20 protein-coding genes are annotated in these 22,250 nt (G+C 71.8%); 8 read left to right on the forward strand and 12 right to left on the reverse strand.

What is annotated here, in order from left to right; translation table 11 throughout:
- The first annotated feature begins 8 nt into the window (after positions 1 to 8).
- The 6 genes from ACFY6U_RS13920 (at position 9) to ACFY6U_RS13945 (ending at position 7,582) form a co-directional block, all read left to right on the forward strand.
- Positions 9 to 1,643, forward strand: coding sequence for a SpoIIE family protein phosphatase (locus tag ACFY6U_RS13920; protein ID WP_390037875.1), 1,635 nt, complete (start codon positions 9 to 11; stop codon positions 1,641 to 1,643).
- A 582-nt stretch (positions 1,644 to 2,225) separates the two neighbouring features.
- On the forward strand, positions 2,226 to 4,922 hold the full coding sequence (gene lanL, locus ACFY6U_RS13925; protein ID WP_390037877.1) for a class IV lanthionine synthetase LanL: 2,697 nt from the start codon (positions 2,226 to 2,228) through the stop codon (positions 4,920 to 4,922).
- A 48-nt stretch (positions 4,923 to 4,970) separates the two neighbouring features.
- Positions 4,971 to 5,126 (forward strand): VenA family class IV lanthipeptide, encoded by a 156-nt coding sequence (locus ACFY6U_RS13930; RefSeq protein ID WP_293991177.1) that lies wholly within the window; start codon positions 4,971 to 4,973, stop codon positions 5,124 to 5,126.
- 118 nt (positions 5,127 to 5,244) lie between these two features.
- Positions 5,245 to 6,303 carry an ATP-binding cassette domain-containing protein gene (locus tag ACFY6U_RS13935; RefSeq protein ID WP_390038637.1) on the forward strand — a complete coding sequence of 353 codons (1,059 nt, stop codon included), beginning with the start codon at positions 5,245 to 5,247 and terminating at the stop codon, positions 6,301 to 6,303.
- Complete coding sequence (locus ACFY6U_RS13940) at positions 6,300 to 7,154, forward strand: ABC transporter permease (RefSeq protein WP_390037879.1); 855 nt, start codon at positions 6,300 to 6,302, stop codon at positions 7,152 to 7,154. The genes ACFY6U_RS13935 and ACFY6U_RS13940 overlap by 4 nt, the downstream gene beginning before the upstream one ends.
- Positions 7,155 to 7,225: 71 nt before the next feature.
- Positions 7,226 to 7,582: a 5-carboxymethyl-2-hydroxymuconate Delta-isomerase gene (locus tag ACFY6U_RS13945; protein WP_390037881.1), complete on the forward strand. Its 357-nt coding sequence runs from the start codon at positions 7,226 to 7,228 to the stop codon at positions 7,580 to 7,582.
- 149 nt (positions 7,583 to 7,731) lie between these two features.
- Here ACFY6U_RS13945 and ACFY6U_RS13950 read toward each other — a convergent pair whose 3' ends face one another.
- The 4 genes from ACFY6U_RS13950 to ACFY6U_RS13965 form a co-directional block, all read right to left on the reverse strand.
- Entirely contained in the window at positions 7,732 to 8,421 is a 690-nt protein-coding gene (locus ACFY6U_RS13950; protein WP_390037883.1) for a TetR/AcrR family transcriptional regulator, read from the reverse strand.
- Positions 8,422 to 8,477: 56 nt separating this feature from the next.
- A complete protein-coding gene (locus ACFY6U_RS13955; protein WP_390037885.1) occupies positions 8,478 to 9,509 on the reverse strand; it encodes a PDR/VanB family oxidoreductase in 1,032 nt (343 codons plus the stop codon).
- The gene (locus ACFY6U_RS13960) at positions 9,506 to 10,405 is read right to left on the reverse strand and encodes a metal-dependent hydrolase (RefSeq protein ID WP_390037886.1); all 900 of its coding nucleotides are present in this window, start codon (positions 10,403 to 10,405) and stop codon (positions 9,506 to 9,508) included. Before ACFY6U_RS13960 ends, ACFY6U_RS13955 begins: the two co-directional genes overlap by 4 nt.
- Before the next feature lie 90 nt (positions 10,406 to 10,495).
- On the reverse strand, positions 10,496 to 12,424 hold the full coding sequence (locus ACFY6U_RS13965; protein ID WP_390037888.1) for a hypothetical protein: 1,929 nt from the start codon (positions 12,422 to 12,424) through the stop codon (positions 10,496 to 10,498).
- 163 nt (positions 12,425 to 12,587) lie between these two features.
- Here ACFY6U_RS13965 and ACFY6U_RS13970 point away from each other — a divergent pair, with 163 nt between their 5' ends.
- Positions 12,588 to 12,995, forward strand: a complete 408-nt coding sequence (locus ACFY6U_RS13970; protein WP_293991191.1) for a hypothetical protein — start codon at positions 12,588 to 12,590, stop codon at positions 12,993 to 12,995.
- 97 nt (positions 12,996 to 13,092) lie between these two features.
- Here ACFY6U_RS13970 and ACFY6U_RS13975 read toward each other — a convergent pair whose 3' ends face one another.
- From ACFY6U_RS13975 to ACFY6U_RS14010, 8 genes are all read right to left on the reverse strand, one after another.
- A complete protein-coding gene (locus tag ACFY6U_RS13975) occupies positions 13,093 to 14,643 on the reverse strand; it encodes a DUF1996 domain-containing protein (RefSeq protein ID WP_390037890.1) in 1,551 nt (516 codons plus the stop codon).
- A 173-nt stretch (positions 14,644 to 14,816) separates the two neighbouring features.
- Complete coding sequence (locus ACFY6U_RS13980) at positions 14,817 to 15,467, reverse strand: LuxR C-terminal-related transcriptional regulator (protein ID WP_390037892.1); 651 nt, start codon at positions 15,465 to 15,467, stop codon at positions 14,817 to 14,819.
- On the reverse strand, positions 15,452 to 16,732 hold the full coding sequence (locus tag ACFY6U_RS13985) for a sensor histidine kinase (protein ID WP_390037894.1): 1,281 nt from the start codon (positions 16,730 to 16,732) through the stop codon (positions 15,452 to 15,454). Before ACFY6U_RS13985 ends, ACFY6U_RS13980 begins: the two co-directional genes overlap by 16 nt.
- Positions 16,733 to 16,949: 217 nt before the next feature.
- Positions 16,950 to 17,951 carry an NAD-dependent epimerase/dehydratase family protein gene (locus ACFY6U_RS13990; RefSeq protein ID WP_390037896.1) on the reverse strand — a complete coding sequence of 334 codons (1,002 nt, stop codon included), beginning with the start codon at positions 17,949 to 17,951 and terminating at the stop codon, positions 16,950 to 16,952.
- 86 nt (positions 17,952 to 18,037) lie between these two features.
- The gene (locus ACFY6U_RS13995; RefSeq protein WP_390037898.1) at positions 18,038 to 18,625 is read right to left on the reverse strand and encodes a winged helix-turn-helix domain-containing protein; all 588 of its coding nucleotides are present in this window, start codon (positions 18,623 to 18,625) and stop codon (positions 18,038 to 18,040) included.
- A 389-nt stretch (positions 18,626 to 19,014) separates the two neighbouring features.
- Positions 19,015 to 20,046 carry a glutamine synthetase gene (gene glnII, locus ACFY6U_RS14000; protein WP_390037900.1) on the reverse strand — a complete coding sequence of 344 codons (1,032 nt, stop codon included), beginning with the start codon at positions 20,044 to 20,046 and terminating at the stop codon, positions 19,015 to 19,017.
- Between the two features lie 282 nt (positions 20,047 to 20,328).
- Positions 20,329 to 21,015 carry a hypothetical protein gene (locus tag ACFY6U_RS14005; protein ID WP_390037902.1) on the reverse strand — a complete coding sequence of 229 codons (687 nt, stop codon included), beginning with the start codon at positions 21,013 to 21,015 and terminating at the stop codon, positions 20,329 to 20,331.
- A 116-nt stretch (positions 21,016 to 21,131) separates the two neighbouring features.
- Positions 21,132 to 21,500: an arsenate reductase family protein gene (locus ACFY6U_RS14010; RefSeq protein WP_390037904.1), complete on the reverse strand. Its 369-nt coding sequence runs from the start codon at positions 21,498 to 21,500 to the stop codon at positions 21,132 to 21,134.
- A 230-nt stretch (positions 21,501 to 21,730) separates the two neighbouring features.
- On the opposite strand from ACFY6U_RS14010, the gene ACFY6U_RS14015 reads away from it, so the two are divergent.
- Positions 21,731 to 22,051 carry a hypothetical protein gene (locus tag ACFY6U_RS14015; protein ID WP_293991212.1) on the forward strand — a complete coding sequence of 107 codons (321 nt, stop codon included), beginning with the start codon at positions 21,731 to 21,733 and terminating at the stop codon, positions 22,049 to 22,051.
- The last annotated feature ends 199 nt before the right edge of the window (positions 22,052 to 22,250 follow it).

Here is a 22,250-nt window from a genome sequence, read left to right on the forward strand (position 1 = left end):
CTGGGAGAATGGACGTCAACGGCAAGCTGACAGACACGACCGTGCTGGTCGTGGACGACGAGCCCGCGAGCCGCTACGCGATGGGCACCGTACTGCGCCGGGCCGGTCACCAGGTCGTCGCGGTCGCCGACGGCCGGCAGGCGCTCGCCGAACTCGACGTACGGCTGCGCAAGGGGTCCCTGCCCGACGTGGCCCTCGTCGACGTGAACCTGCCGGACATGAGCGGCTTCGAGCTGTGCCGCCGGCTCAGGGAGCGGCCGCACATGGCCGGCCTTCCCGTCGTGCACTTCTCGGCCCTCCGCGTCGCCCCGGCGGACCGCTGCCCGGGGCTGGACACGGGGGCCGAGGCGTATCTGACGGTGCCCGCCGAGCCGGAGGAGATCGAGGCGGCGGTCCGGGCCGCGGTGCGCGCCGCCCGGCTGCGCGCCGACGACCAGGCGCTGGTACGGCGGCTGAAACTGCTGTCGGAGACGATCGTCACCATCCAGGCGGCGCGCTCGCTGCACGAACTGGCCGACGCCGCCGCGGACGGCGCCGCACGCCTCCTCGGCTGCCCCGCCGCCGTCTTCGTCCTCGACCAGGACGACGAGCTGTACTGCGGCCTGTACCGGGAGCGCACCTCCCTGGCCCTGCCGGACGAGGGCGCCCACCGGGACGTCGCCGGTCTGCTGCGGCGGCTCACCCGCGGGCAGTCCGGGGTCCGGATCACCACCGTGCCGACGCCGCTGTGGCCCACCGGTTTCTTCCGGCCCGGGGTGCAGCACGACGCCCGGCTGACGCTGGTCCTCACCCAGGACGGCAAGGTGCCGGTCTGCCTGGCCACCCCCACCCGCGGACAGCGCAGGGTCGACCCCGAGAACGAGGCGCTGCTGGCCCAGCTGGCCCAGGCCACCGCGCTCGCCGCCGAGCCGCTGCTCATGTACCAGGTGGAGCGGCATGTCGCGCTCACCCTCCAGCACAGCTTCCTGCCCCGCCCGCACCAGCTGCCCGACTTGCCGGGCGTCGACATAGCGGTGCGTTACGAGCCCGCCTCCCAGGAGACCGAGATCGGCGGCGACTTCTATGCCGCGCTGCGGGTCGGCGACGGGGTGCTCACCGCGGTGGGGGACGTCGTGGGTCACTCGCTGGACGCGGCCACCGTCATGGTCGAACTGCGGCACGCGCTGCGCGCCTACTGCCTCACCGAGAGCGACCCGGCCGCCCTCGCCGACCGCCTCGACCGGCTGCTCCAGCACTACCACGCCGAGGTCACGGCCACCGTCTGCCTGGCCCTCATCGACCCGGGGACCGGGCGCACCCGCATCGCCAACGCCGGGCACATCCCGCCGCTGATACTGGGCGACGACGGCAGCGCGGAGTACGTGAAGGCGTCCGGTCCGCTGCTCGGCGTGGGCCTGCCCCACCCGCCGCCCACCGAGCTGGTCCTCGAACCCACCGACCGGCTCCTGATGGTCACCGACGGCCTGATCGAGACCCGCGGCACCGACCTCACGGTCTCCATGGAACACCTCCGGGCCGCCGCCGGCGGCTCCCTGCCCGGCCTGGAGGCCCTGTGCGACACCCTCCTCGCCTGCTTCGGCCAGGACCGCGAGGACGACATCGCACTGCTTGCGCTGAGCCTGGCGGACCGGGCCGGTCGCTGACCGCGGGTCCGCCGCGGAGGAACGCGACCGGTCCCAGCTGGTGCTATGGCGAATTCGAGCGGAACCGAGCGGAACCGAGCGGAATCGCGCGAAGCCGAGCGGAATCGAAAGAAGGCGAGAAGTGGTACGGGATATTCCGTGCCGATAGCGTTCGTCGTGGCCACGGCTGTCACTATTCGTGGTCAATTCACCGCTTGATCGAAACCGCGGACCGGCCTATAAAGAATGTGGAGCGGAATCTTCCGTCGTCGGGCGTGTAAAGATCCGCTGGGAAATCTGGGGTCGGCGTGTCCGTGTGGGTCTCCTGAATCCATCCTTGTCACCGGGATTTGATTCGGAGTTAATTGGTGCACACTGTTTAGTAATCCCGGGTGTACGTCCGCGGTGTCATCGAACGCGTGGATTATTTTCCGGCGCGGCCACGCTTATACGCCTGTATCTGCGCCGGACTGCGCCCTCTATTGTCGATGCAACACCGTGCGCTCATCCAGGCGAGTAGCGGCCCGACAGTTGCGAGTTGTACGTTTCTCCTCACCGAAGGCATATTCCAACCAGCGGTTCTCGCCGTTGAGAGGGACACGCATGACGAGCCACGCAACCGAATTCGAACTCGAAAGTCTGCTCCGCCGGGCGTTAGAGACCACAGGCACCGGTGCGCGTTGGACGACCGACGCGGACGAGATGTGGTGCCGCCTTACCCACCAGTCCGGTATGCAACGTCGGCAGGGCTGGAAATTACACGTCTCCGCGACAGCCGCCTCCGCGCCGAAAGTGCTTGAGAAAGCCTTGGAAGTGCTGCTGCGCGACGAGTCGGGATTCAAGTTCGTGCGGTCGCTCGAACAGGTGGGCGCGCTCAATTCCCGTGCCACGCCACGGGGAAGCTCGGGCAAGTTCATCACCGTGTACCCGGCCTCCGACACCACCGCCGCCCGACTGGCGCTGGAACTGCACGAGGCCACGGCGGGACTGGCCGGCCCCCGGATCCTGTCCGACCAGCCCTATGCCCCGAACAGCCTGGTGCATTACCGCTACGGCGCCTTCGTCGGCCGGCGGCGGATTTCGGACCAGGGGCTGCTGGTCTGGTTCATCGAGGACCCCGACGGAAATCCCGTGGAGGACAAGCGCACCGGGCGGTATTCCCCGCCCTCCTGGGCGGTCAGCCCCTTTCCCGCCGCGGTACCGCTGCCGCCACGGCAGGAAAAGAAGGCGGCGAGCCGCCCGGTGCTGCTCGGCGGCCGGTTCTCCGTGCGGGAAGCGATCCGGCACACCAACAAGGGCGGCGTCTACCGGGGCACCGACGTCACCACCGGTGCGCCCGTGGTGATCAAGGAGGCCCGGCCGCACGTCGAGGGCGACGCGTCCGGCTCCGACGTCCGCGACTGGCTGCGGGCCGAGGCCAGGACGCTGGAGAAGCTCAAGGGCACGGGGCTGGCACCGGAGCCGCTCGCGATGTTCGAGACGGGCGGGCACCTGTTCCTCGCCCAGGAGGAAGTGCCGGGCGTGCCCCTGCGCACCTGGGTCGCCGAGCGCTTCCGGGACGTCGGGAGCGAACGCTACCGGGCGGACGCGCTCGCCCAGGCCGGACGCCTGGTGGAGCTGGTCGCGGCGGCCCACGCCCGCGGCTGCGTACTGAGGGACTTCACACCCGGCAACGTCATGGTCCGCCCCGACGGCGAACTGCGCCTGATCGACCTGGAGCTCGCCGTCCTGGAGGACGACGTCCCGCTCCCCACCCGGGTGGGGACCCCCGGCTTCAGCGCCCCCGAGCGCCTCGCGGACGCGCCGGTCTCCGCGACGGCCGACTACTACAGCCTCGGCGCCACCGTGTGTTTCGTGCTCGCCGGGAAGATACCGAACCTGCTGCCCGAGGAACCGGACACCAGGTCCGCCGAACAGCGGTTCGCGGAGTGGCTGGCCGTCTGCGACGAAACGTTGCGTCTGCCGGACGGCCTGCCGGAGACGATCCTCGGGCTGACGAAGGACGATCCCGCCGAGCGCTGGCACCCCGTCAGGGCGCGCACGGCCCTCCGCGCCGCGGACCCGCCGCGACCGGGACGGTCCGCCGCCGGGTCGGGACGGTCCGCCGCCGGTCCGCCGCGGACGGTCGATCCGGACGAGGCGGTGCAGGACGCGATCACCGGCATGGTGGACCACCTCGTCGACTCGATGACCCCGCGCGACGACCGGCGGCTGTGGCCCGTGTCCACCATGGCCGGGGAGACCGGCCCCTGCACCGTGCAGCAGGGCGCCGCAGGTGTACTGGCGGTCCTGACCCGGTACTTCGAGCTCACCGGAGACCCACGACTGCCGGATCTCATCCGCACCGCGGGCACCTGGATCGCCGCCCGTACCGACACCCGCGCCATCCGTCCGGGCCTCCACTTCGGCGGCCGCGGCATCGCCTGGGCGCTGTACGACGCCGGACGCGCCGTCGACGACCGCACGCTCACGGACCACGCGCTGGCCCTGGCACTCGCCCCGCTGGAGCCGACACCCAGTCACGACATCACCCACGGCTGCGCGGGCAGCGGACTCGCCGCCGCCCACCTGTGGCACCGTACCGGCGACCCACGCCTGGCCGAACTGGTCGTCGACGCGGCCGACCGGCTGGCCCACGCGGCCCAGCCCGAGTCGCCCGGCGTGAGCTGGGCCGTCCCCGCGGAAGCCGTCTCCGAAGAGGCCGGCAAACGCTACCTGGGCTTCGCGCACGGAACGGCCGGCATCGGCAGCTTCCTCCTCACCGCCGCGGACGTCTCCGACCGGCCGGAACACCTGGAGCTGGCCATCGCGGCCGGAGAGCACCTGGTGGCCAACGCCGTGCTGGTCGGCGGAGCGGCCCAGTGGCCGGCCCAGGCCACCGACCCGCCCACGGCCCCGTACTGGTGCCACGGTTCGGCGGGCATCGGCACCTTCCTGGTCCGGCTCTGGCGACGGACCGGGGACAAACGATTCGGCGACCTCGCCCGCGGCGCCACGCACGCCGTCGTGGAGCGCGCCTCCCGGGCCGCCCTCACCCAGTGCCACGGCCTGGCGGGCAACGGCGACTTCCTCCTCGACATGGCCGACGCCACCGGGGACCCCGGCTACCGGGCGATGGCCGACGGCCTGGCCCGCCTGATCGTCTCCGAACGCGCCCACCGCGACCGGCACGTCGTCTTCCCCAACGAGTACGGGGACGTCTCGACGAGCTGGAGCGACGGGTCCGCAGGAATCCTGGCGTTCCTGCTGCGGACCCGCCACACCGACTCCCGGCACTGGACCGTCCAGCAGCCGGGCTGAGCGACAGGAAAATCCCCCTGTCGCAACCGCTCACAGAAGGAGAATGTCATGGAGAACCAGGCCCTTGAGCTGCTGGCCGAGCTGCACGCCCTTCCGGAGACCGACCCGGTCGACTTCGACGGAGCGTCGTACTCCGGGACGTGTGCGTGCGTCGGCCTGCTGACGCTGCTCAACACGGTCTGTGTGGGCGTCAGCTGCGCCTGATCGAAAACCTCCGGCCGGTGACCGCCCTCGGGCGGCCACCGGCCGGAGCCACATCCACGTGGACGAGGACCCGACCATGCAGCCATCCGCCGGTGACGACGCCCGCACCCGGACCGCCATGCCGACCGCCTCCGTCAGGAACCCGGACGCCACGCAGCCCGCCGCCCGGCCCGGGTACGCCATCAGCACACGCGGCCTGGTCAAGAGCTACCCGGGCCCGGACGGAACCACCACCCATGCCGTCCGCGGCCTGGACCTGGACGTGCTCGAAGGCGAGACCTACGCATTCCTCGGCCCCAACGGCGCGGGGAAGTCCACCACCCTCGCCCTGCTGTGCGCGCTCGCCCGCCCCACCGCCGGACGGGCCACGGTGGCCGGTATCGACGTGCTCGGCCGGCCGGACCGGGTCCGCGCAGCGGTCGGGATGCTCTTCCAGCACAGCGCCCTGGACCCGGACCTGACGGCCGAACAGAACCTGCACATCCACGCCCGTCTCTACGGACTGCGCCGCCACCACGCCCGCCTGCGCGTCGCCGAGATGCTCGAAACGGTCGGACTGACCGACCGGCGGCGGTCCCTGGTACGCACCCTGTCCGGCGGCCTGCGCCGCCGTCTGGAACTCGCCCGCGGCCTGCTGCACGCCCCTCGGGTGCTGTTCCTCGACGAGCCGACCACCGGACTCGACCCGCACGCCCGTGCCCAGGTCTGGGAGCACCTGCGCGCGCTGCCCGACCGGCACGGCTGCACGCTCTTCGTCACCACCCACTACCTGGAGGAGGCGGAGCACTGCGACCGCCTCGGCATCATCGACCACGGCCGGCTCGTCGCCCAGGGCACGCCCCTCGCCCTGAAGGCCGCGATCGGCGACGACCGGGTGGTGCTGCGCACCGGCGACGACGCGGCGGCCCGACAGGTCGTGGGCCGGACCGCGCCGCCGGGCCACGCCGTCACCCTGGACACCGAAGGGGTGTCCCTGCGGGTACCCGACGGCAGCGCCTGGATTCCCCGCCTGTGCGTGGCGCTGGCGGACCACGGCATCGCGGTGCTCGCCGCGTCCGCGACCCCGCCGACCCTCGACGACGTCTTCTTCCACCACACCGGCCGCAGCATCCACGTCCCCGGCGGGCCGCTCCGGGCACCGGCCGCCCCCGGGGCAGCAGCGCAGGAGGCCCCGTGACCGCACCCGCCACCCCTGACGCCCCTGGCCTCGGCCGTGCGCCCGGGACCCGCCTGCGCCATGAACTGCGCGCGGTCCACGCCCTGGTCCACCGCGATCTGCTGCGCCTGTCCGTCCAGCGCGTCCACACCGCCCTGATGCTGCTCCAGCCGGTGCTCTACCTGTTCGTGCTGGGCGGTGGCCTGGCCGCCCTGATCCCGGACTCCTCGCTGGGCGTCGGCTACCAGGCCTACCTCTTCCCGGGCATGCTGATCATGACGGTACAGGCGCCGGCCATCATCGTCGGTATCCGCCTGATCACCGACCGGCAGAGCGGCTACCTGCGCGAACTCCTGATGGCCCCGGTCCGTCGGTCCACCCTCCTGCTCGGCAGCTGCGCCGGCGGCACCGTCGTCTCCACGGTGCAGGGCGCCGTCCTGCTCGGCCTGGGCGGTGCCGTCGGCCTGCCCTACGACCCGCTCCTGCTGGTACTGCTCCTCGCCGCCCTGATCCTCGCCTCCTTCACCATCACGGCCCTGTCACTGCTGCTGGCCGTCAGCCTCGACCGGCCCGAGATCTTCCAGATGCTGCTCGGCCTGGTGATGATGCCGTTGCTGTTCCTCTCCGGCGGCTTCTTCCCGCTGGCGAACCTGCCGGGCTGGGCCCACACCTTGTCCGTCGTCAATCCGCTCGCCTACGGAGTGGACCTGCTCCGCCGCTGCATCGCGCTGCGGGTACCGCACCAGGCGGCCGGCGTCGGCGTCGAGTGGTTCGGCCGGCAGCCTCCGCTGCTCCTGGAGGGCTCGCTCCTGCTGGCAGGCGGAGTCACGGCCCTGCTCTGGGCGGCCCACCGCTTCGGCCGTCCCGAATGACACCCGGGCGCGCGCCGGTCCGCCGGGACGGGCCCTAGGCTGGGCCCGGTTGCCGTAGAACAGGAGTGCTCATGCCGCAGATCACCATCGACTACACCGCCACGGCGGGCCCCGCCTTCGACAAGGCGGGCTTCGCCCGGGCCCTGCACACCGCCGTGGTCGAGATCGCCGCGGCCAGGCCCGAGGCCTGCAAGACCCTGTTCCGCGCCGCCGACGAGACCGCCTTCGGCTACGACGCCGACGGGGCGCACGTCATCGTCCACGTGACCTTCGGCCTGCTGGCCGGCCGCACCGACGAGACGAAGGCGAAGCTCACCGAGACGACCCTGGAGCTGCTGCGGGAGCACCTGAAGCCGGAGGGGTTCGTCCTGCACGCGTCGGCGGAGGTGCGGGACCTGGATCCTTCGTACCGGAAGTACGAGAGCTAGGTCTGCGTCTGCCGGTTGTCCGGCTGTCGCGCCGTCGTGGTTGCTCGCGCAGTTCCCCGCGCCCCTTCGGGGCGCTGCCGGACCGCGCCCCGAAGGGGCGCGGGGAACTGCGCGACCGGCCCCCACGGCGCCGCAGCCGGACCGGGGGGCTAGCCCGCCAGGGCGATCAGTCGGGCGGCCAGGTCGGCGAACGGGCCGTCGGTGGACTCCCCTTGCACCATCCGCTTCACCAGCGCCGTCATCTCCTCGTCGTACGCCGCGCTCACGGCGGTCAGCGCCGCGAAGTCGTGGACGAGCTGGATCTCCAGCTCGGCACGCGGGATGCGCCGCCCGTCCAGCCAGATCAGCGCGGTCGACTCGGCGAGCGAGATCCAGGAGCGGATGACCAGTTCCAGGCGGGGCGGCGCCTCGGTGACGTCGAGGTGGGAGAGGATCTGCTCGTAGGCTGCCTGCCGTACGGAGTCGATGAGGGCGTTGGTCGCCGAGGAACCGACCGCGGGGCCGCCGCGCATCAACGCGGCGAAACCGGGCCCGTGTTCGTCGACGAAGTCGAAGAACCGGCGCATCACACGCAGCAGCCTGGCCCCGAGCGGGCCCTCATGCGGCTCGTGGAAACGGCCCGCGAGATCCTCCGAGGCCCGCTTCAACGCGGCCTCGTACAGGCTGAGTTTGCCGGGGAAGTAGTGGTAGACCAGCGGCCGCGAGATGCCCGCGGCCGAGGCTATCTCGTCGATCGAGACCTCGTCCGGCGAGCGACGGCTGAACAGTTCGAGGGCGACGCCGATCAACTGCTGCCGCCGCTCCTCGACTCCCATCCTGCGGCGTACCCCGGTTGTCATGCGAACACCTTACCGATCGGATCCGGCCTTCCACGGACCCGACCCTTCACAGGCGCTCACAGATCCAGCACAAGTCTCCCACTTCGGGCCCGAGATACACAGATGAGCATCGAGCCGGCACGCTCCGTGTCCGTGAGGAGCTCGTCCCGGTGCTCCACTTCCCCTTCCAGCACCCGCTGTTGACAGGTCCCGCAGAACCCCTGTGCGCAGGAGTACGGCGTGTCGGGCAGCTCCGCACGTACCGCGGCCAGCACGGACGAGTCGGCCGGGACCGTCAACGTCCGTCGGCTGCGCCGGAGTTCGAGTTCGAAGGCGTGGTCGCCGCCGATGTCGCTGCTCGGCGCGAAACGTTCGAGCCGGACCGCCGGGAACCGCTCCGCCACCGCCGCCATCAGCCCCTCCGGACCGCAGCAGTACACCGCCGCGCCCTCCGGGACGGCCAGCGCGTCGAGGTCCGGGCGCCCGTCCTCGTCCTCCGAGACGACCGTGACCCGCTCGTCCCCGGCCAGTTCCGCCAGGAACGGCATGGACCCGCGCGTCCGCCCGCAGTACAGCAGCCGCCACGCCACCCCGTCCGGCACGGCCCGCACCATCGACAGGATCGGCGTGATCCCGATGCCCCCGGCCACGAACACGTACGAGGCGGCGTCGACCAGCGGGAAGCGGTTGCGCGGCCCGCGCACCTCCAGCTCCATGCCCTCCACGACCTGTTCGTGGAGCTCCCGGGAGCCGCCCCGCCCGTCCGCGACCAGCCGGGCGGCGACCGTGTACGACGAGGTGTCGGCCGGGTCCCCGCAGAGCGAGTACTGCCGGACCAGCCCGGACGGCAGCACCACGTCGAGATGGGCGCCGGGCTGCCAGGCGGGCAACTGCCTGCCCTCCAGGCGCAGTTGCACGACCCCGTCGGCGACCGTCCGGCGCGAGGCGACCAGGAGCCGCAGCGCCCGGGAGCGCGGCTGTCCGGAGGTCGGGGGGTCCAGGGCCGGCATCGGCCACAGCGGGGAGGCCTCGACACGGCGGCGCAGGGCCCGCCTGATGAGCAGCGCGGCGCCCGCTACGGCGACGACGGTCCGCAGCCTCGGCGTCATCGCCTGCCCTCCTGCTCGGCGGCGCGCGCGGCGGGGGAGGAGGCCAGGTAGGCGACGGCCTGCTCGGTGGAGCCTTCCTGGGAGGGGTGGTAGGTCCGGCTGAGGTAGCGCGGGATCGACTTCAGCATGTCTCCGGTGGCGGGCAGCGTGCCGCGCCGGCCGGCGAGACGGAAGTCCCGGAGCCGGGCCCGGCCTTCGTCGAGCGTCGGGTCGTTCGCCATGAAGAAGCGGGCGCCGCGCTGCCACAGGAACACGATCGCCGTGAACGCCGTCGCCCAGGTCCGCACCCGGCGCCGGTAGCCGCCGTCGAGGTGCAGGAACAGGTCGAAGGCGACCGACCGGTGCTCGACCTCCTCGGCGCCGTGCCAGCGCAGCAGGTCCAGCATCGTCGGGTCGGCGCCGCGCCGGTCCAGTTCCCGGGCGTTCAGCACCCAGTCGCCGAGGAAGGCGGTGTAGTGCTCGATGGCCGCGATCAGCGCGACCCGTTCGAGCAGCCACCAGCGCCTGGCCCTCCCGGGCGGCAGGGTCCGGTCGCCGAGCAGCTTCTCGAAGAACCAGTCGACCTGCGCGGTGTACGGCGTCGGGTCGAGACCCTGTTCCCTGAGGTGGGGCAGCACCTCGTCGTGGGCCTGGGAGTGCATCGCCTCCTGCCCGATGAACCCGATGACGTCCGCGCGCAGCCGCTCGTCGCGGATGAGGGGCAGCACCTGCTTGTAGACGTGCACGAACCAGCGCTCGCCGGCGGGCAGCAGCATGTGCAGCACGTTGATGGTGTGCGTGGCGAAGGGGTCGCCGGGCACCCAGTGCAGAGGGGTGTCCTCCCAGGCGAAGGAGACGTTGCGGGCCTTGAGCTCGATGTGCTCGGACTGCACCGGCTGCGGCTGCTTGTTGGACATGCCGTCAATGTACTGACGGGTAGGTGGCCTGAGAAGACCTTCGGCCACCTTGTTTACGCGAGTGTCAGCAAGGGCTGTGGCGGCACCGGCTCACCGCAACCCGCTGATCTCCCGCCCGTCCTCCAAGGTCCCCGTCAACTGGGCCTGCGCCCCTTGCTTCGCCTCCGCCACCATCGTCTGCTCCTGCGCCGACGCCGTGACCCCGCCGGTCGCCCGGATCGACGCGGTGTCGCGGCCGCCCGCGGCCAACAGGTACCACCGGCCGTCCCCGGACTTCCACAACACCCCGGCCAGCACGTGCGGATCGCGCGGACCGCAGGCCGTCACGTCGGCGCCCTTGGCCGCGACCGCCCCGTACCGGCTGCCCGGCGTCCGGAACTGGGCCAGCGACACGGTCCCGTCGCCCCGCCAGGTCTCGGCGCGCGTGCACACCCACGTCCCGGTGCCACCGGCGTCCGGCAGCTGCTGCTCCGCGAACGCCCACGCGTTGACACTGCGCACCCCGGCCGACCGCTCCGCGGCCAGCGAGCAGGCGAACGGCGCCCAGTCGTCCAGCGCCGCCGGCCCCGAGGCCTCGCCGGTCTTGCCGGGCCGCCCGGCGGTGAGCCGGGCCGGCATCAGTTCGCCCAGGTCGGTCGCGAGGTGCACACCCTGGGCGTCGGTCAGCTGGAGCACGTTCCAGGACGTGCACGTCCCCTGCTGCACCGCGGGGCTGGCCAGCGGCCCGGTCACCCCGTCGGTCAGCCCGAGGTCCAGCGCGCCGGTCTCCGGCTTGGTCAGGTCCCGCTCGGCCGCCTCGGTGACCCAGGGGGCGGTCAGATAGCGCACGTTGCCGTCGGAGCGGCCCAGGACCAGGGCGCTCGCCTCCACGCCGGTCGCGCCGTCGGCACGGGCGAAGTCCAGGGCCGCGCCCCGGGTGCTGTCCTTCGGTTCGGCGTAGCGGGCGATGCGCAGACCGTCGTAGAAGATCACCACCCGGGCGCTGTCGACCACCCCCGCGTACAGCAGCTGGGGCGGTCCGGCCGGGCCGCCGGTCTGGGTGCCGGGGGTCGCCGAGACGCGGACGGTGTCGCCGGGGCGGGCCCAGACGGCGAGGGCGCGGCGCAGCAGCGCGGTGTCGCCGGTGAGGGCGCCGCGGGCCGGCCAGACGGAGAAGTCGGTGCGCGCGGCGGTCCTCCAGACGGTGGCCGGGACCTTCGTCAGCTGAGCCGGGTCCAGGGCGGCCTGGGCGGCCGGGTTCTGCGCGTACACCGGGGCGGCCGCGCCGTCGGCGCCCCAGCCGCCGCCCGGCAGCGCGACCAGCGCCCCACACACGGCGAGGGCGGCGGCGGCGGCGAGGGCGGCCTTGGTGTGCCGGCGGCGGCGCACCAGGTCGGTGGGCCGGGCCTGCAGGGAACAGGGGTCGAACTCGGGGGAGTCGAGCAGCGGGTACTCGGCCGGGACGCCGTTCGCCTCGGCGAGCGCGCCCTCGGGGTGCTCGACGCCGGCCGCCCCCAGGAGCCCCCGGACGTCGTCGTCGGGGAGCTGTTCGAGGCCGCGCAGCGCGTAGGCGGCGCGGGCCGGGCCGGAGAGGCCGGCGAGTCGCTGGTCCAGGGCGAGTTCGTCGGCGCCGCCGGAGCGCGGGAAGAGCCGCAGGCCCCACACCTGGGGGAGCAGCGGTGGCAGCTGGGCGCGCCTGGGCCACGCGGTGAGCCGGAGCGGCCGGCCCGCCTCCAGCGCCGTACGCACCACTTCGAGGCGGACCAGGGCGTACCCGGGGTCGGTCTGCCGTCCGTTCGACTGGGCCGGGACCACCGGGACCTGCTTCCGGCCCCGCGGGAGCGCCCGCTGGACCAGGGAGTGCGCGGTCAGGACGCGGCGGCCGCGGGCGAGCCCCGGTGGCAGCACCAGGTGGGCGAGCCGGACCAGTCGTGGGTAGTGCTCGACGAGCGCGGCCTCGGCCTGCTCGACATCGACGGCCGGATGCGGGGCTCCGGCGGAGGCGGCTGCGTGACGCTGGGCTACATCCTGTGACTGCACGTCCTGAAGAACGAGCGAGCCGTTGGTTGGTCACCGCCACCCGGGTGACACTGCGGTGTCCGTGCGATGTGAGCCGATGTGAGTGCTTCGCGGCCCGCAGCCGTATCGAAGGGGACGGGCCCCCTGAAGGCACCCGGGGCCGGCAACGCGACCGGAGGAACAGATGAGGTTGACCCGACCGATGCTCGCCGTGGCCGGCGCCGTGGCCGTACTGGCGCTGGCGGGCTGTGGATCCGGAGACGGCAAGGCGGAGGCGAAGATCCCGGTCACCGCGACCGGCAGCCTGGAGAGCCTGGCCGCCAAGGTGAAGTGCACCCCGGACATGCAGATCGACTCCGACGAGGTCCGCCAGGCGATCTGCAAGGTCCCCGCCGGCAAGTTCGTCTTCGCCACCTTCGCCACCGACCGCGGCCAGCGCGAGTGGATCAACGACGCGAAGGACTACGGCGGTTTCTACCTCGTCGGCCGCAAGTGGGTCGCCGTCGGCACCGACAAGGTGGTGAAGGCGCTGCAGACCACGCTGGGCGGCGAGGAGGAGATCGGCGTCGACCACAGCAAGCACACCAGCTGAGCTTCGCGATCCGAACGGCACATACGAGAGCGGGCGGTGGGAGAATCCCACCGCCCGCTTCGTGCTGCCGGCCCCGGTGCGGCCGGCTAGCCACTGCTCACTGGCACTTGCGGCCGGTGTTGACGCAGTTGGCGATCTTCGCCGCCAGGTTGTTCTTGGTGACGCTGATGAAGTCGTCGTGGTCGGTGGCCGCCTTGTGCAGCTGCTCGGGGAAACCGTCCACGGCGTAGGCGTTCTTGACCTGGCCGTTCACGATGCTCGGCTGGGCCAGGTTGTACACCAGGCGCATGGTCAGCTGCGGGATCGCCTTGAAGCCGTTCGGGCAGACACCGCTCGCGGGGTCCGCGAAGGCCACGTGCGTACGGTGGTTGGCGCTGTCGATGTTCACGCCGTCCCAGCAGCTCTGGAAGGCGAACGTACGCACCACCTGGCTGCCCTTCGGGCAGATCGGGTACTGCTCGGTCAGCTGGACCTTGTTCTCGAAGCCGGTGCAGCTCCAGTGCGCGTTGGCGTTGGCCAGACCGTTCGTGGTGGTCTTGGCGTCACCGGTGATGATGCGCAGGAACTGGGGCATCGCGACGACCTTGCTGGCCGGGCTGCCGACGTACTTGATCTGCGCCTGGACCGGCGTGATGATCTTGCCGACGTTGCCTTCCTTGCCACCGCCGAGCGCGTTCGCGTCGAACTCCTGCGAGCCGTCCTGCTCACGCACGACCGGCCAGTAGTACGCCGAGAGGTCACTCTGGTTCTGGCAGCTGGAGGGGGCGGCCAGCAGCGAGTCGTTCGTGGAGAACGCGTTGACCTTCTGGTTGCCGACGTAGTCGTGCTCGTGGTGCGCGCCGTTGGTCACGCCGGGCGCCACGATGACGTTGTCGGTGTTGTGGTTCTTGTTCTGGTTCGTACCGCAGCGGGTGGTGAAGGAACCGGTCGAGGCCTGGGCGCCGTTCTGCGGCTTGCCCTGGACGTTCGCCGCGACCTTGGTGATGTCCACGAAGTCGGCCGCGGACGGGCCGTTGCCGGCCTGGCCGCCGGCGCCGACGTCGACCGGGGTGCTGGCGCTGGCACTCGGGGCGGCACTGGCCTGGCCGCCGTTGTTCTGACCGCCGTTGTTGTTGTTCTGGCCGCCGTTGTTGTTCTGGCCACCGTTGTTGTTGCCCTGGCCGGCGGTGGTCTGGTTGGCGGCCTGCGTGGTGCAGGCGGCGAGCTGCGACAGCGCGCTGTTGAACTGGCCGCCGACCCGCGTGATGTCGATCCTGATCCGGTCGATCGTGGCCGCCCGCTTCTCCTTCAAGGGGCCGACGATCGCGTTCTGGACGAAGTTGGCGTCGTTCGCCTGCGCCTGACGGGTGGAGGCGAGCCGGGAGTAGGCCTCGGTGATCTGCTTGTCGAGGTTCGCCAGTTCCGTCGCCACCCCCTGCTTGGCCTTGTCGGGCACACTCGTCAGCTTCTGGCCGACGTCGGGGCAGGAGATGGTCGCCACCGTCGCGGAGGCGGCCTTCGTGTAGTTCTGCGCCGAGTTGTTCGACTCGTGAGCCGAAGCGTTCATCTGCGCATAGAGCAGCCCGCCCCCGCCGAGTGCGACAGCCGCCGATGCGGCTATGACCTTGACGGTCAGCGGCGAACGGCGTTTGCGTATGTTGCGTCCCATGGAACTCCTCAGACCTTCCTTGCGGGGCGGCATCGAGGCGCCCGACAGGAGTGAAGCGGCGTCCTTTCATACGCACCCCGTCTCAGGCGTGTTCAGCCGCCTCACAAATTCATCAGAGATTTGTTACGCACTTGGGGCACAACTGCCGTTTGAGCAGGGCGGTTTCTGGAAAATCACCGGTCGCGGTCCAGGTACGCGAGCACCGCGAGGACGCGCCGATTGTCGTCGTCCGACACCTCGAGTCCCAGTTTGGTGAAGATGTTGGAGGTGTGCTTCGCGATGGCCCGTTCCGTGACGACGAGCTGAGCGGCGATCGCGGCGTTGGACCGGCCCTGCGCCATCAGCTCCAAGACCTCCAGCTCCCGCGGTGTCAAGCCCCCCAGCGGCCGGTCGTCGGCCCGCCGGGACAGCAGCTGCTGGATCACCTGCGGGTCCATGGCCGTACCGCCCGCCGCGACCCGCCGTACGGCGTCCACGAACTGCTCCGCGTCGAACACCCGGTCCTTCAGCAGGTACCCCACCGCGCCGCTGCCGTCGGCCAGCAGCTCGCGCGCGTACAGCTGCTCGACGTGCTGGGAGAGCACCAGCACCGGCAGCCCCGGCCGGTCCCGCCGGGCCCGGAGTGCGCACTGCAGCCCCTCGTCGGTGTGCGTCGGCGGCAGCCGTACGTCGACCACGGCCACGTCCGGCGCCAGATCGGCCAGCGCGCGGTCGAGTTCGGGGCCGGACTCGACGGCGGCCGCGATCTCGAAGCCGTAGGCCTCCAGCAGCCGGACCAGTCCGTCGCGGAGCAGGAACAGGTCCTCGGCTAGGACAACGCGCACGGAATCTCCATCGTGACCATGGTGGGACCGCCCGCGGGGCTGCTGACGGCCAGGACGCCGTCGAATGTACCCAGCCGCCGCTCCACCCCGGCGAGCCCCGACCCGGCCCCGACCACCGCGCCGCCCCGGCCGTGGTCCGTGACCGAGACCCGCAGCATCCCGCCGCCTTCCTTTACGTGATGCAGGTCGACCCAGATCCGGTCGGCACCGGAGTGCTTGACCGCGTTGGTCAGCACCTCGCTCACCGCGAAGTACACGGCCGACTCCACCGGCGCGTCCGCCCGCCCCGGCAGCTCCACCGTCACCTCGGTCGGCACCGGCAGCCGCAGCGCCAGCGCCCGTACGGCGTCCCCGAGCCCGCGCTCGGCCAGCACCGGCGGATGAATGCCCCGGACCAGGTCCCGCAGCTCGCCCAGCGCGTCCACGGACGCCTGCCGGGTCTGCGCGAGCAGCTCCTTCGCCTTCGCCGGGTCCTTGTCCAGGAGCATCTCGATCGTCCCGAGGTCCATGCCCATGGCGACCAGCCGGGCCTGCGCCCCGTCGTGCAGGTCCCGCTCGATCCGGCGCAGCTCGGCGGCCGACGTGTCCACCGCGTCCTTCCGGGTCTCGGTCAGCACCCGCACCCGCTCGACGAGTTCGCCCTGCCCCGGGTCGAGGACGGCACGGGTGAGGCGGAAGTGGGCGGTCAGCAGCCGCGGGCACAGGTACCAGGCGCCGACGAGCAGCACGGCGGCGGTGGCCGCGGCGCCGAACGCGGTGGCCTGGTTGGTGACCGGAACGAAGCCGTACCAGTAGGTGCCATCGAGGGTGAGCACCCGCCACAGCCCGGCGGCCACCGCGAACCCCTCGAACGGATAGAACAGCAGCACCGCCGGCAGCAGCGCGGTCACGAACCCGGCCGTCATGTCCGTGAACAGCCACAGCACGTCCCGCCCGACCTGCGGGTCGCGCAGCATCCCGAAGGTCCTGGCCCACGGGTTGGCGTCCGCCGGGACCGGCCGGTACGCCGACCGGATCCGCACCCCGCACCACTCGTACGCGAGCCGCCGCCGCACGTCCGCCACGTCCCGCACCCCGCCCAGGATCCACGGCGTGGTGACGATCCCGACCCCGATCGGGATCAGCGCGACCGAGACCGCGGCCAGCGCGAAGCAGAGCACCGAGACCGGCAGAATCACCAGCGCCAGCACCAGCCCCCGCACGGCGGCGAGCAACACCTCCCGCGTCCTGGCACGGAAGCCCCCGCTGTTCGTGTTCGTCGTCATGCCGTCAGTCTGTCCGACGGGCCGATCGGGGGTCACTGGCCTGAAGCCCCATGTCAGGGGGTGGTGCTGGATACACCCCGCGACATGCCGTGTGTCGACTGCGGCGCCGTCGTGGCTTGTCGCGCAGTTCCCCGCGCCCCTTCGGGGCGCTGCCGGTTGGCGCCCCTTCAGGGGCGCGGGGAACTGCGCGATCGACCCCCACCGGCCCGCGGCCTGATCACGACCCGATCCGCCCCACTCCAAGCACCCTCGCTTCGACGTCGGGGTCGAGCCCCATACCCGCCCGCACCGCCGCCGCGCCGCCCCTCTCCTGGAGCCACTTCCACGTGTCCGCCACCGTCTCCTCCACCGGCCGGCACCGCAGCCCCGTCGCCACCGCCCGTGACACGGCCAGCCGGTGCACACCGTCGTGCAACTCGCTGCCCGGCGGCACCCACACCGGCAACTGCACCCATGGCTCGATCCCGGCCGCCAGGATCGCCTCAGGGTCGGTCCACCGGAGCTCGGCGTCCGAGCCGGTGCTCCGGCGGCACGCCTCGAGCAGCTCGCCCATCGTGGCGTGCCCCTGCGGGCTCACCAGGTTGTACGGCCCGGACAGGCCCTGTTCGACCGCTCCGAGGGTCCACTCGGCGAGGTCGCGGGCGTCCACGAACTGCACGGGCAGTTCGCGCGGGCCCGGCGCCAGCACCGGCCCGCCCCGCGCGATCCGGTTCAGCCACCAGGGCAGCCGGCCGACGTTCTCGTACGGCCCGAGGATCAGCCCGGCTCGCACCAGCACCGAGCCGTCCGCGCCGAAGGACTCCACGGCGGCCAGCTCACCGCCCAGCTTGTCCTGTGCGTACTCGGTAGCCTCCGCGTCCGCCGCGGCCCCCGTCACCAGGGCCGCGTCCTCGGCGTAGTCGGCCGGGCGCGGCCAGTCGTAGACCGAGCAGCTCGACACGTACGTATACCGTCCGGCACGGCCCCGCAGCAGCCGTGCCGACGCCCGCACCGCCCGGGGCGCGGCCGACCAGGTGTCGACGACCGCGTCCCACTCGGTGCCGTCCGCCAGCGTGGCGAGGCCGTCGGGTGCGGTGCGGTCGCCGTGCAGCGACCGCACCCCGGCCGGGGGCCGACGGCTGCCCCGGTGGAAGACGGTCACCTCCCGGCCGCGCCCGAGCGCCGCCTCGACGACCGCCCGCCCCACGAACTCCGTACCGCCCAGCACCAGAAGCCTCATGCCGTTGATCGTGCCCCGGGAGGACGCCGGACGTAAGAGGGTTCAGCCGAGGGCGGAGCGGCCCTTCGCGGCCGGTCCGCAGTCCGTCAGCGGCCGGTGGGCGGCGTGTACTTGTATCCCACCCGCCGGACCGTCTGGATCGCCCGGCGGTGCTCCGCGCCGAGTTTGCGGCGCAGCCGGGCCACATGGACGTCGACCGTGCGGCCGTCGCCGACGTGGCCGTAGCCCCAGACCGTGGTGACCAGCTGGTCGCGGGTGTGCACCCGGCCCGGATGCGCCACCAGATGGGCGAGCAGCTCGAACTCCAGGTAGGTGAGGTCGAGTTCACGCCCCTCGACCTGGGCGGTGCGCTCCACGGTGTCGACGGTGACGAGCGGCCGGGTGCCGGTCGCGGCCGGGGCGGGGTCCGTGGCCGGCTCCTGCGGGTCCGGCACGGCGACCGGCAGGAAGGGCGGCTGCTGGTCCGCCGGGACCAGCACCAGGTAGCCGATCATCGGCGGCTGGCCCGGCAGGGAGGGCAGGGCGTGCTGCGGGGCGGGCAGCCAGGTGGCGCCCGGTGGCAGCAGTTCCGTCATGTCCACGACCTCGTCCCGGTCGACGGCACGCAGCCGGTGCCGGGCGGGCGAGGAGGTGCCGAGGGCGGAGGCGGGGGAGAGGGAACGGGTGGTCGCCATGAGACGTCAGCTCTTTCGCGCGAGGAGTCAGTCGGTCGAGGGCGACGGCCGCGATTCGTGGTCGGGCGCGCCGCGGGGACGTACTGCTTTCCGCGCTGGCCGAAGGCCGGGGTGTACGGCTTTAGAGGGCCCGCGCGTTCGTCGCGCGGCAACACACCCGGTCGAAGTCGTGGTGCTGACGGGAAGGCCAGAACGGCTCGAGGTCCTGGCGACCCGTCGCGCTGCACTTCTGGAAGCTGGCCATGCGCCCATTGAAGCAGACACAGCCCGGAAACAGGACCCTCCTCTCACTGCTTGGACGCTTCTTGGCACGACTCCTCGGCACGACGCCATGCCGAAGGGGCGCCCACCGTCATGGTGGGCGCCCCTTCGGGAGAGTTGTCCGCGGATCAGGCCTGGCCGGCCTTGTCCAGGGCGGTGCAGCAGGTGTCGACGATCAGCCGCGTCACGACGTACGGGTCGACGTTGGCGTTCGGGCGGCGGTCCTCGATGTAGCCCTTGCCGTCCTTCTCGACCTGCCACGGGATACGCACCGAGGCACCGCGGTTGGAGACGCCGTAGGAGTACTCGTTCCACGGGGCGGTCTCGTGCAGACCGGTCAGACGGTCGTCGATGCCGGCGCCGTAGTTCTTGACGTGGTCGAGCGGCTTGGAGCCCTCACCGAGCGACTCGCAGGCGGTGATGATCGCGTCGTAGCCCTCGCGCATCGCCTTGGTGGAGAAGTTGGTGTGCGCGCCGGCGCCGTTCCAGTCGCCCTTGACCGGCTTCGGGTCGAGGGTGGCGGAGACGCCGAAGTCCTCGGCGGTGCGGTAGAGCAGCCAGCGGGCCACCCACAGGTGGTCGGAGACCTCCAGCGGGGAGACCGGGCCGACCTGGAACTCCCACTGGCCGGGCATGACCTCGGCGTTGATGCCGGAGATCGCGAGCCCCGCCTTCAGGCAGTTGTCCAGGTGCGCCTCGACGATCTCGCGGCCGAAGATCTCGTCGGCGCCGACGCCGCAGTAGTAGCCGCCCTGCGGGGCCGGGAAGCCGCCCTCGGGGAAGCCCAGCGGACGGGACCCGTCGAAGAAGGTGTACTCCTGCTCGATGCCGAAGATCGGCTCCTGGGAGGCGAACTTCTCGGCGACCTCGACCAGCGCGGCACGCGTGTTGGAGGAGTGCGGGGTGAAGTCGATGTCCAGGACCTCGCACAGCACGAGGACGTCGTCGCCGCCGCGGATCGGGTCCGGGCAGGTGAAGACCGGCTTCAGCACACGGTCCGAGGAGTGCCCCTCGGCCTGGTTCGTGGAGGACCCGTCGAAGCCCCAGATCGGCAGCGCGTCGAGACCGGCGGGGGCGCCCGCGATGATCTTCGTCTTCGAACGCAGCTTGGCCGTCGGCTCGGTGCCGTCGATCCAGATGTACTCAGCCTTGAAGGTCACGGGCCACATCCTTCGGGGTGGGTCGGGCGCACTTGCGGGTGCCGCGGCGCTACGGCACTGGGGCGCCTCGGTGTTGCCCGGAAGCCTGTCAACAGGCGATTTCCCGATCATTGCTCGAATGTGAACCCGGTGTTACCTGGTGGTTCTGTGGTGCGACTCACGTTGTGAGACCCGGGCGGGCGGGGTACGGAGCCCAATTCGGGCGCCGTACCGACCCTTCGTGGCGGCCGCCGGCTTTCCCTCCGTGAAAGCCGGCAGCCGAGCCTCGACCCGTCGCCCCGGTCAGCCGACCTTCTCGATCAGCGCACGGCGGATCAGGAACTTGCCGGGCTCCCGGACCTGTTCGAAGGCCGCGTTGTTGAGCAGCACGCAACTGCCCGAGACCGACGTGACCTTCACGGTGGTGGACTTGTTGTTGTCCAGGTTGGTGACCTTCAGCGTGGTCCCCGCCGGGAACTGGTTGCTGGAGGCGGCCGGCGCACCGGCCTCGCCGGACAGCGTGACGGTCGAGCCCTTGCAGACCTGCTGCCCGGAGGCGGCGGCGCCCCCGGCGTTGCCCGTGTCACCGGTGGCGGCGCTCTGCGAGGGGGCCGCCGTGGCGGTCTGGCCCGTCTGCGTCCCGTTCGCCGCCTGGGAGCCCTGAGCCGACTCCCCAACGACGCAACCGGACGCCTTCTGCTGGACCTTGATCTGCTCGATGACCGCCTGGCGGTTGGCGATCCGGGCCGCCGACTGGGCGTCCGGGTTCGCCTGCTGGCCGGCGATGAACTTCTGGTTGTTGCCGAGGGCCGTGGCCAGCCCCGAGCAGACGGTCGAGTCCGCGGCCGACGACAGTGTCTTCGCGCTCTGCGAGGACTGCGCGGCGTTCGAGGTGGACGCCAGGACGAAGGCCCCGCCGCCGGCCACCGCTGCGGCGCCGACCAGCAGTGCGATCGACTTCCTGGCTCCGAGAGTTCTCCTACGCGACATGCGCGCCTCCTGAAAGGGGGGAACGTACGCCGGTAGGTACGAGATACCGAACGTCGTTACTCAGCGGTTACAGGAGTCACGGAAGTAACTTGCGTCACAGTGGAGTTGAGGACTGCTCAGCTCTTGCTTCTGATCAGCGCTTCCTGTACGGCCTCGTCGGTACGGGCGACGACCGCCGTGCCGTCGTCGGCGGTGATGATCGGCCGCTGGATGAGCTTGGGGTGCTCGGCGAGGGCGGCGATCCACCGGTCGCGCGCGCCCGCGTCCCGCGCCCACTCCTTCAGCCCCAGCTCCTTGGCGACCGACTCCTGGGTGCGGGTGATGTCCCACGGTTCGAGCCCGAGCCGTTCCAGGACGGCCCTGATCTCGCCCTCGGTCGGTACGTCCTCCAGGTAGCGGCGGACGGTGTAGTCGGCGCCCTCGGCGTCGAGCAGGCCGATCGCGCTGCGGCACTTCGAGCAGGCGGGGTTGATCCAGATCTCCATGCGGGAAACGGTACGCGAGCCGCCTTCCGGAGCCGCTCTGTTCGAATTTAGGGGGTGTCGCGCGAGCCCCTCGGGCACATCGCGCCCCACCCGAAAAACCCTGCTCCACCTGGCTGTTCGCTGTCCTTGTGGGCTGTCTCGTTGTCAGTGCCGGCCGGTACACTGGAAGCAGTGTTCGAGAGAGTCGCCGGGATGTCCGGAGGCGCTCTGACCGCGACAGGAGGATGCCTGTGCCCGCTGCCGCACTGAAGCCGAAGCCGAAGTCCCTGCCGACCCAGTCCACCGCGAAGCGTGCGGTGCTGCTCGACTCGCCGTACGCGCCGGCGGAGAAGCGCCCGCTGCCGGCCGGGCGGCCACGCGAGTGGTACGTCACCCACAACCGCCGCCTGAAGGCCATGCGCCTCGCCATCGCCCTGCTCGACTCCGGCGTCTACCTGCCGGGGCAGGCGCGCAACGAGACGATACGGAGCACGGCGGAGAGCATCGGGATCCACCCGCCGTCGGACACGACGTGCCACATGGTGCGGGCGCTGATGCGATATTCGCGGTGAGCCGGGGGTGCCGGGTGCCGTGCGTTCTGCGCGGCGCCCGGCGCTTGTCCGACCGGGGGCTGCCGCCCCCGGGCCCCCGCCTCCGGGGTGCGGCCGTTGTGTTCTGGCTGCGGGCCGGTGGGGGCTGATCGCGCAGTGCCTCCCCCAGCCTTCGGCCGGGGGAGGCACCCTGCAAGCGCCGGTAAGCGTCCCCACCCCC

The organism is Streptomyces sp. NPDC013157 (genome assembly GCF_042899865.1).
Classification (GTDB): Bacteria; Actinomycetota; Actinomycetes; order Streptomycetales; family Streptomycetaceae; genus Streptomyces.

Excerpts from the sequence above, each read along its gene's own strand:
- ACFY6U_RS13960 (WP_390037886.1), bottom strand. The coding sequence starts at position 10,405 with ATGTCCAACAAGCAGCCGCAGCCGGTGCAGTCCGAGCACATCGAGCTC.
- ACFY6U_RS13930 (WP_293991177.1), top strand. The coding sequence starts at position 4,971 with ATGGAGAACCAGGCCCTTGAGCTGCTGGCCGAGCTGCACGCCCTTCCG.
- ACFY6U_RS13995 (WP_390037898.1), bottom strand. The coding sequence starts at position 18,625 with ATGGCGACCACCCGTTCCCTCTCCCCCGCCTCCGCCCTCGGCACCTCC.
- ACFY6U_RS13990 (WP_390037896.1), bottom strand. The coding sequence starts at position 17,951 with ATGAGGCTTCTGGTGCTGGGCGGTACGGAGTTCGTGGGGCGGGCGGTC.
- ACFY6U_RS13955 (WP_390037885.1), bottom strand. The coding sequence starts at position 9,509 with ATGACGCCGAGGCTGCGGACCGTCGTCGCCGTAGCGGGCGCCGCGCTG.
- ACFY6U_RS13970 (WP_293991191.1), top strand. The coding sequence starts at position 12,588 with ATGAGGTTGACCCGACCGATGCTCGCCGTGGCCGGCGCCGTGGCCGTA.
- ACFY6U_RS13950 (WP_390037883.1), bottom strand. The coding sequence starts at position 8,421 with ATGACAACCGGGGTACGCCGCAGGATGGGAGTCGAGGAGCGGCGGCAG.
- ACFY6U_RS14010 (WP_390037904.1), bottom strand. The coding sequence starts at position 21,500 with ATGGAGATCTGGATCAACCCCGCCTGCTCGAAGTGCCGCAGCGCGATC.
- ACFY6U_RS13985 (WP_390037894.1), bottom strand. The coding sequence starts at position 16,732 with ATGACGACGAACACGAACAGCGGGGGCTTCCGTGCCAGGACGCGGGAG.
- ACFY6U_RS13975 (WP_390037890.1), bottom strand. The coding sequence starts at position 14,643 with ATGGGACGCAACATACGCAAACGCCGTTCGCCGCTGACCGTCAAGGTC.
- lanL (WP_390037877.1), top strand. The coding sequence starts at position 2,226 with ATGACGAGCCACGCAACCGAATTCGAACTCGAAAGTCTGCTCCGCCGG.
- ACFY6U_RS13945 (WP_390037881.1), top strand. The coding sequence starts at position 7,226 with ATGCCGCAGATCACCATCGACTACACCGCCACGGCGGGCCCCGCCTTC.
- ACFY6U_RS13920 (WP_390037875.1), top strand. The coding sequence starts at position 9 with ATGGACGTCAACGGCAAGCTGACAGACACGACCGTGCTGGTCGTGGAC.
- ACFY6U_RS13935 (WP_390038637.1), top strand. The coding sequence starts at position 5,245 with ATGCCGACCGCCTCCGTCAGGAACCCGGACGCCACGCAGCCCGCCGCC.
- ACFY6U_RS14005 (WP_390037902.1), bottom strand. The coding sequence starts at position 21,015 with ATGTCGCGTAGGAGAACTCTCGGAGCCAGGAAGTCGATCGCACTGCTG.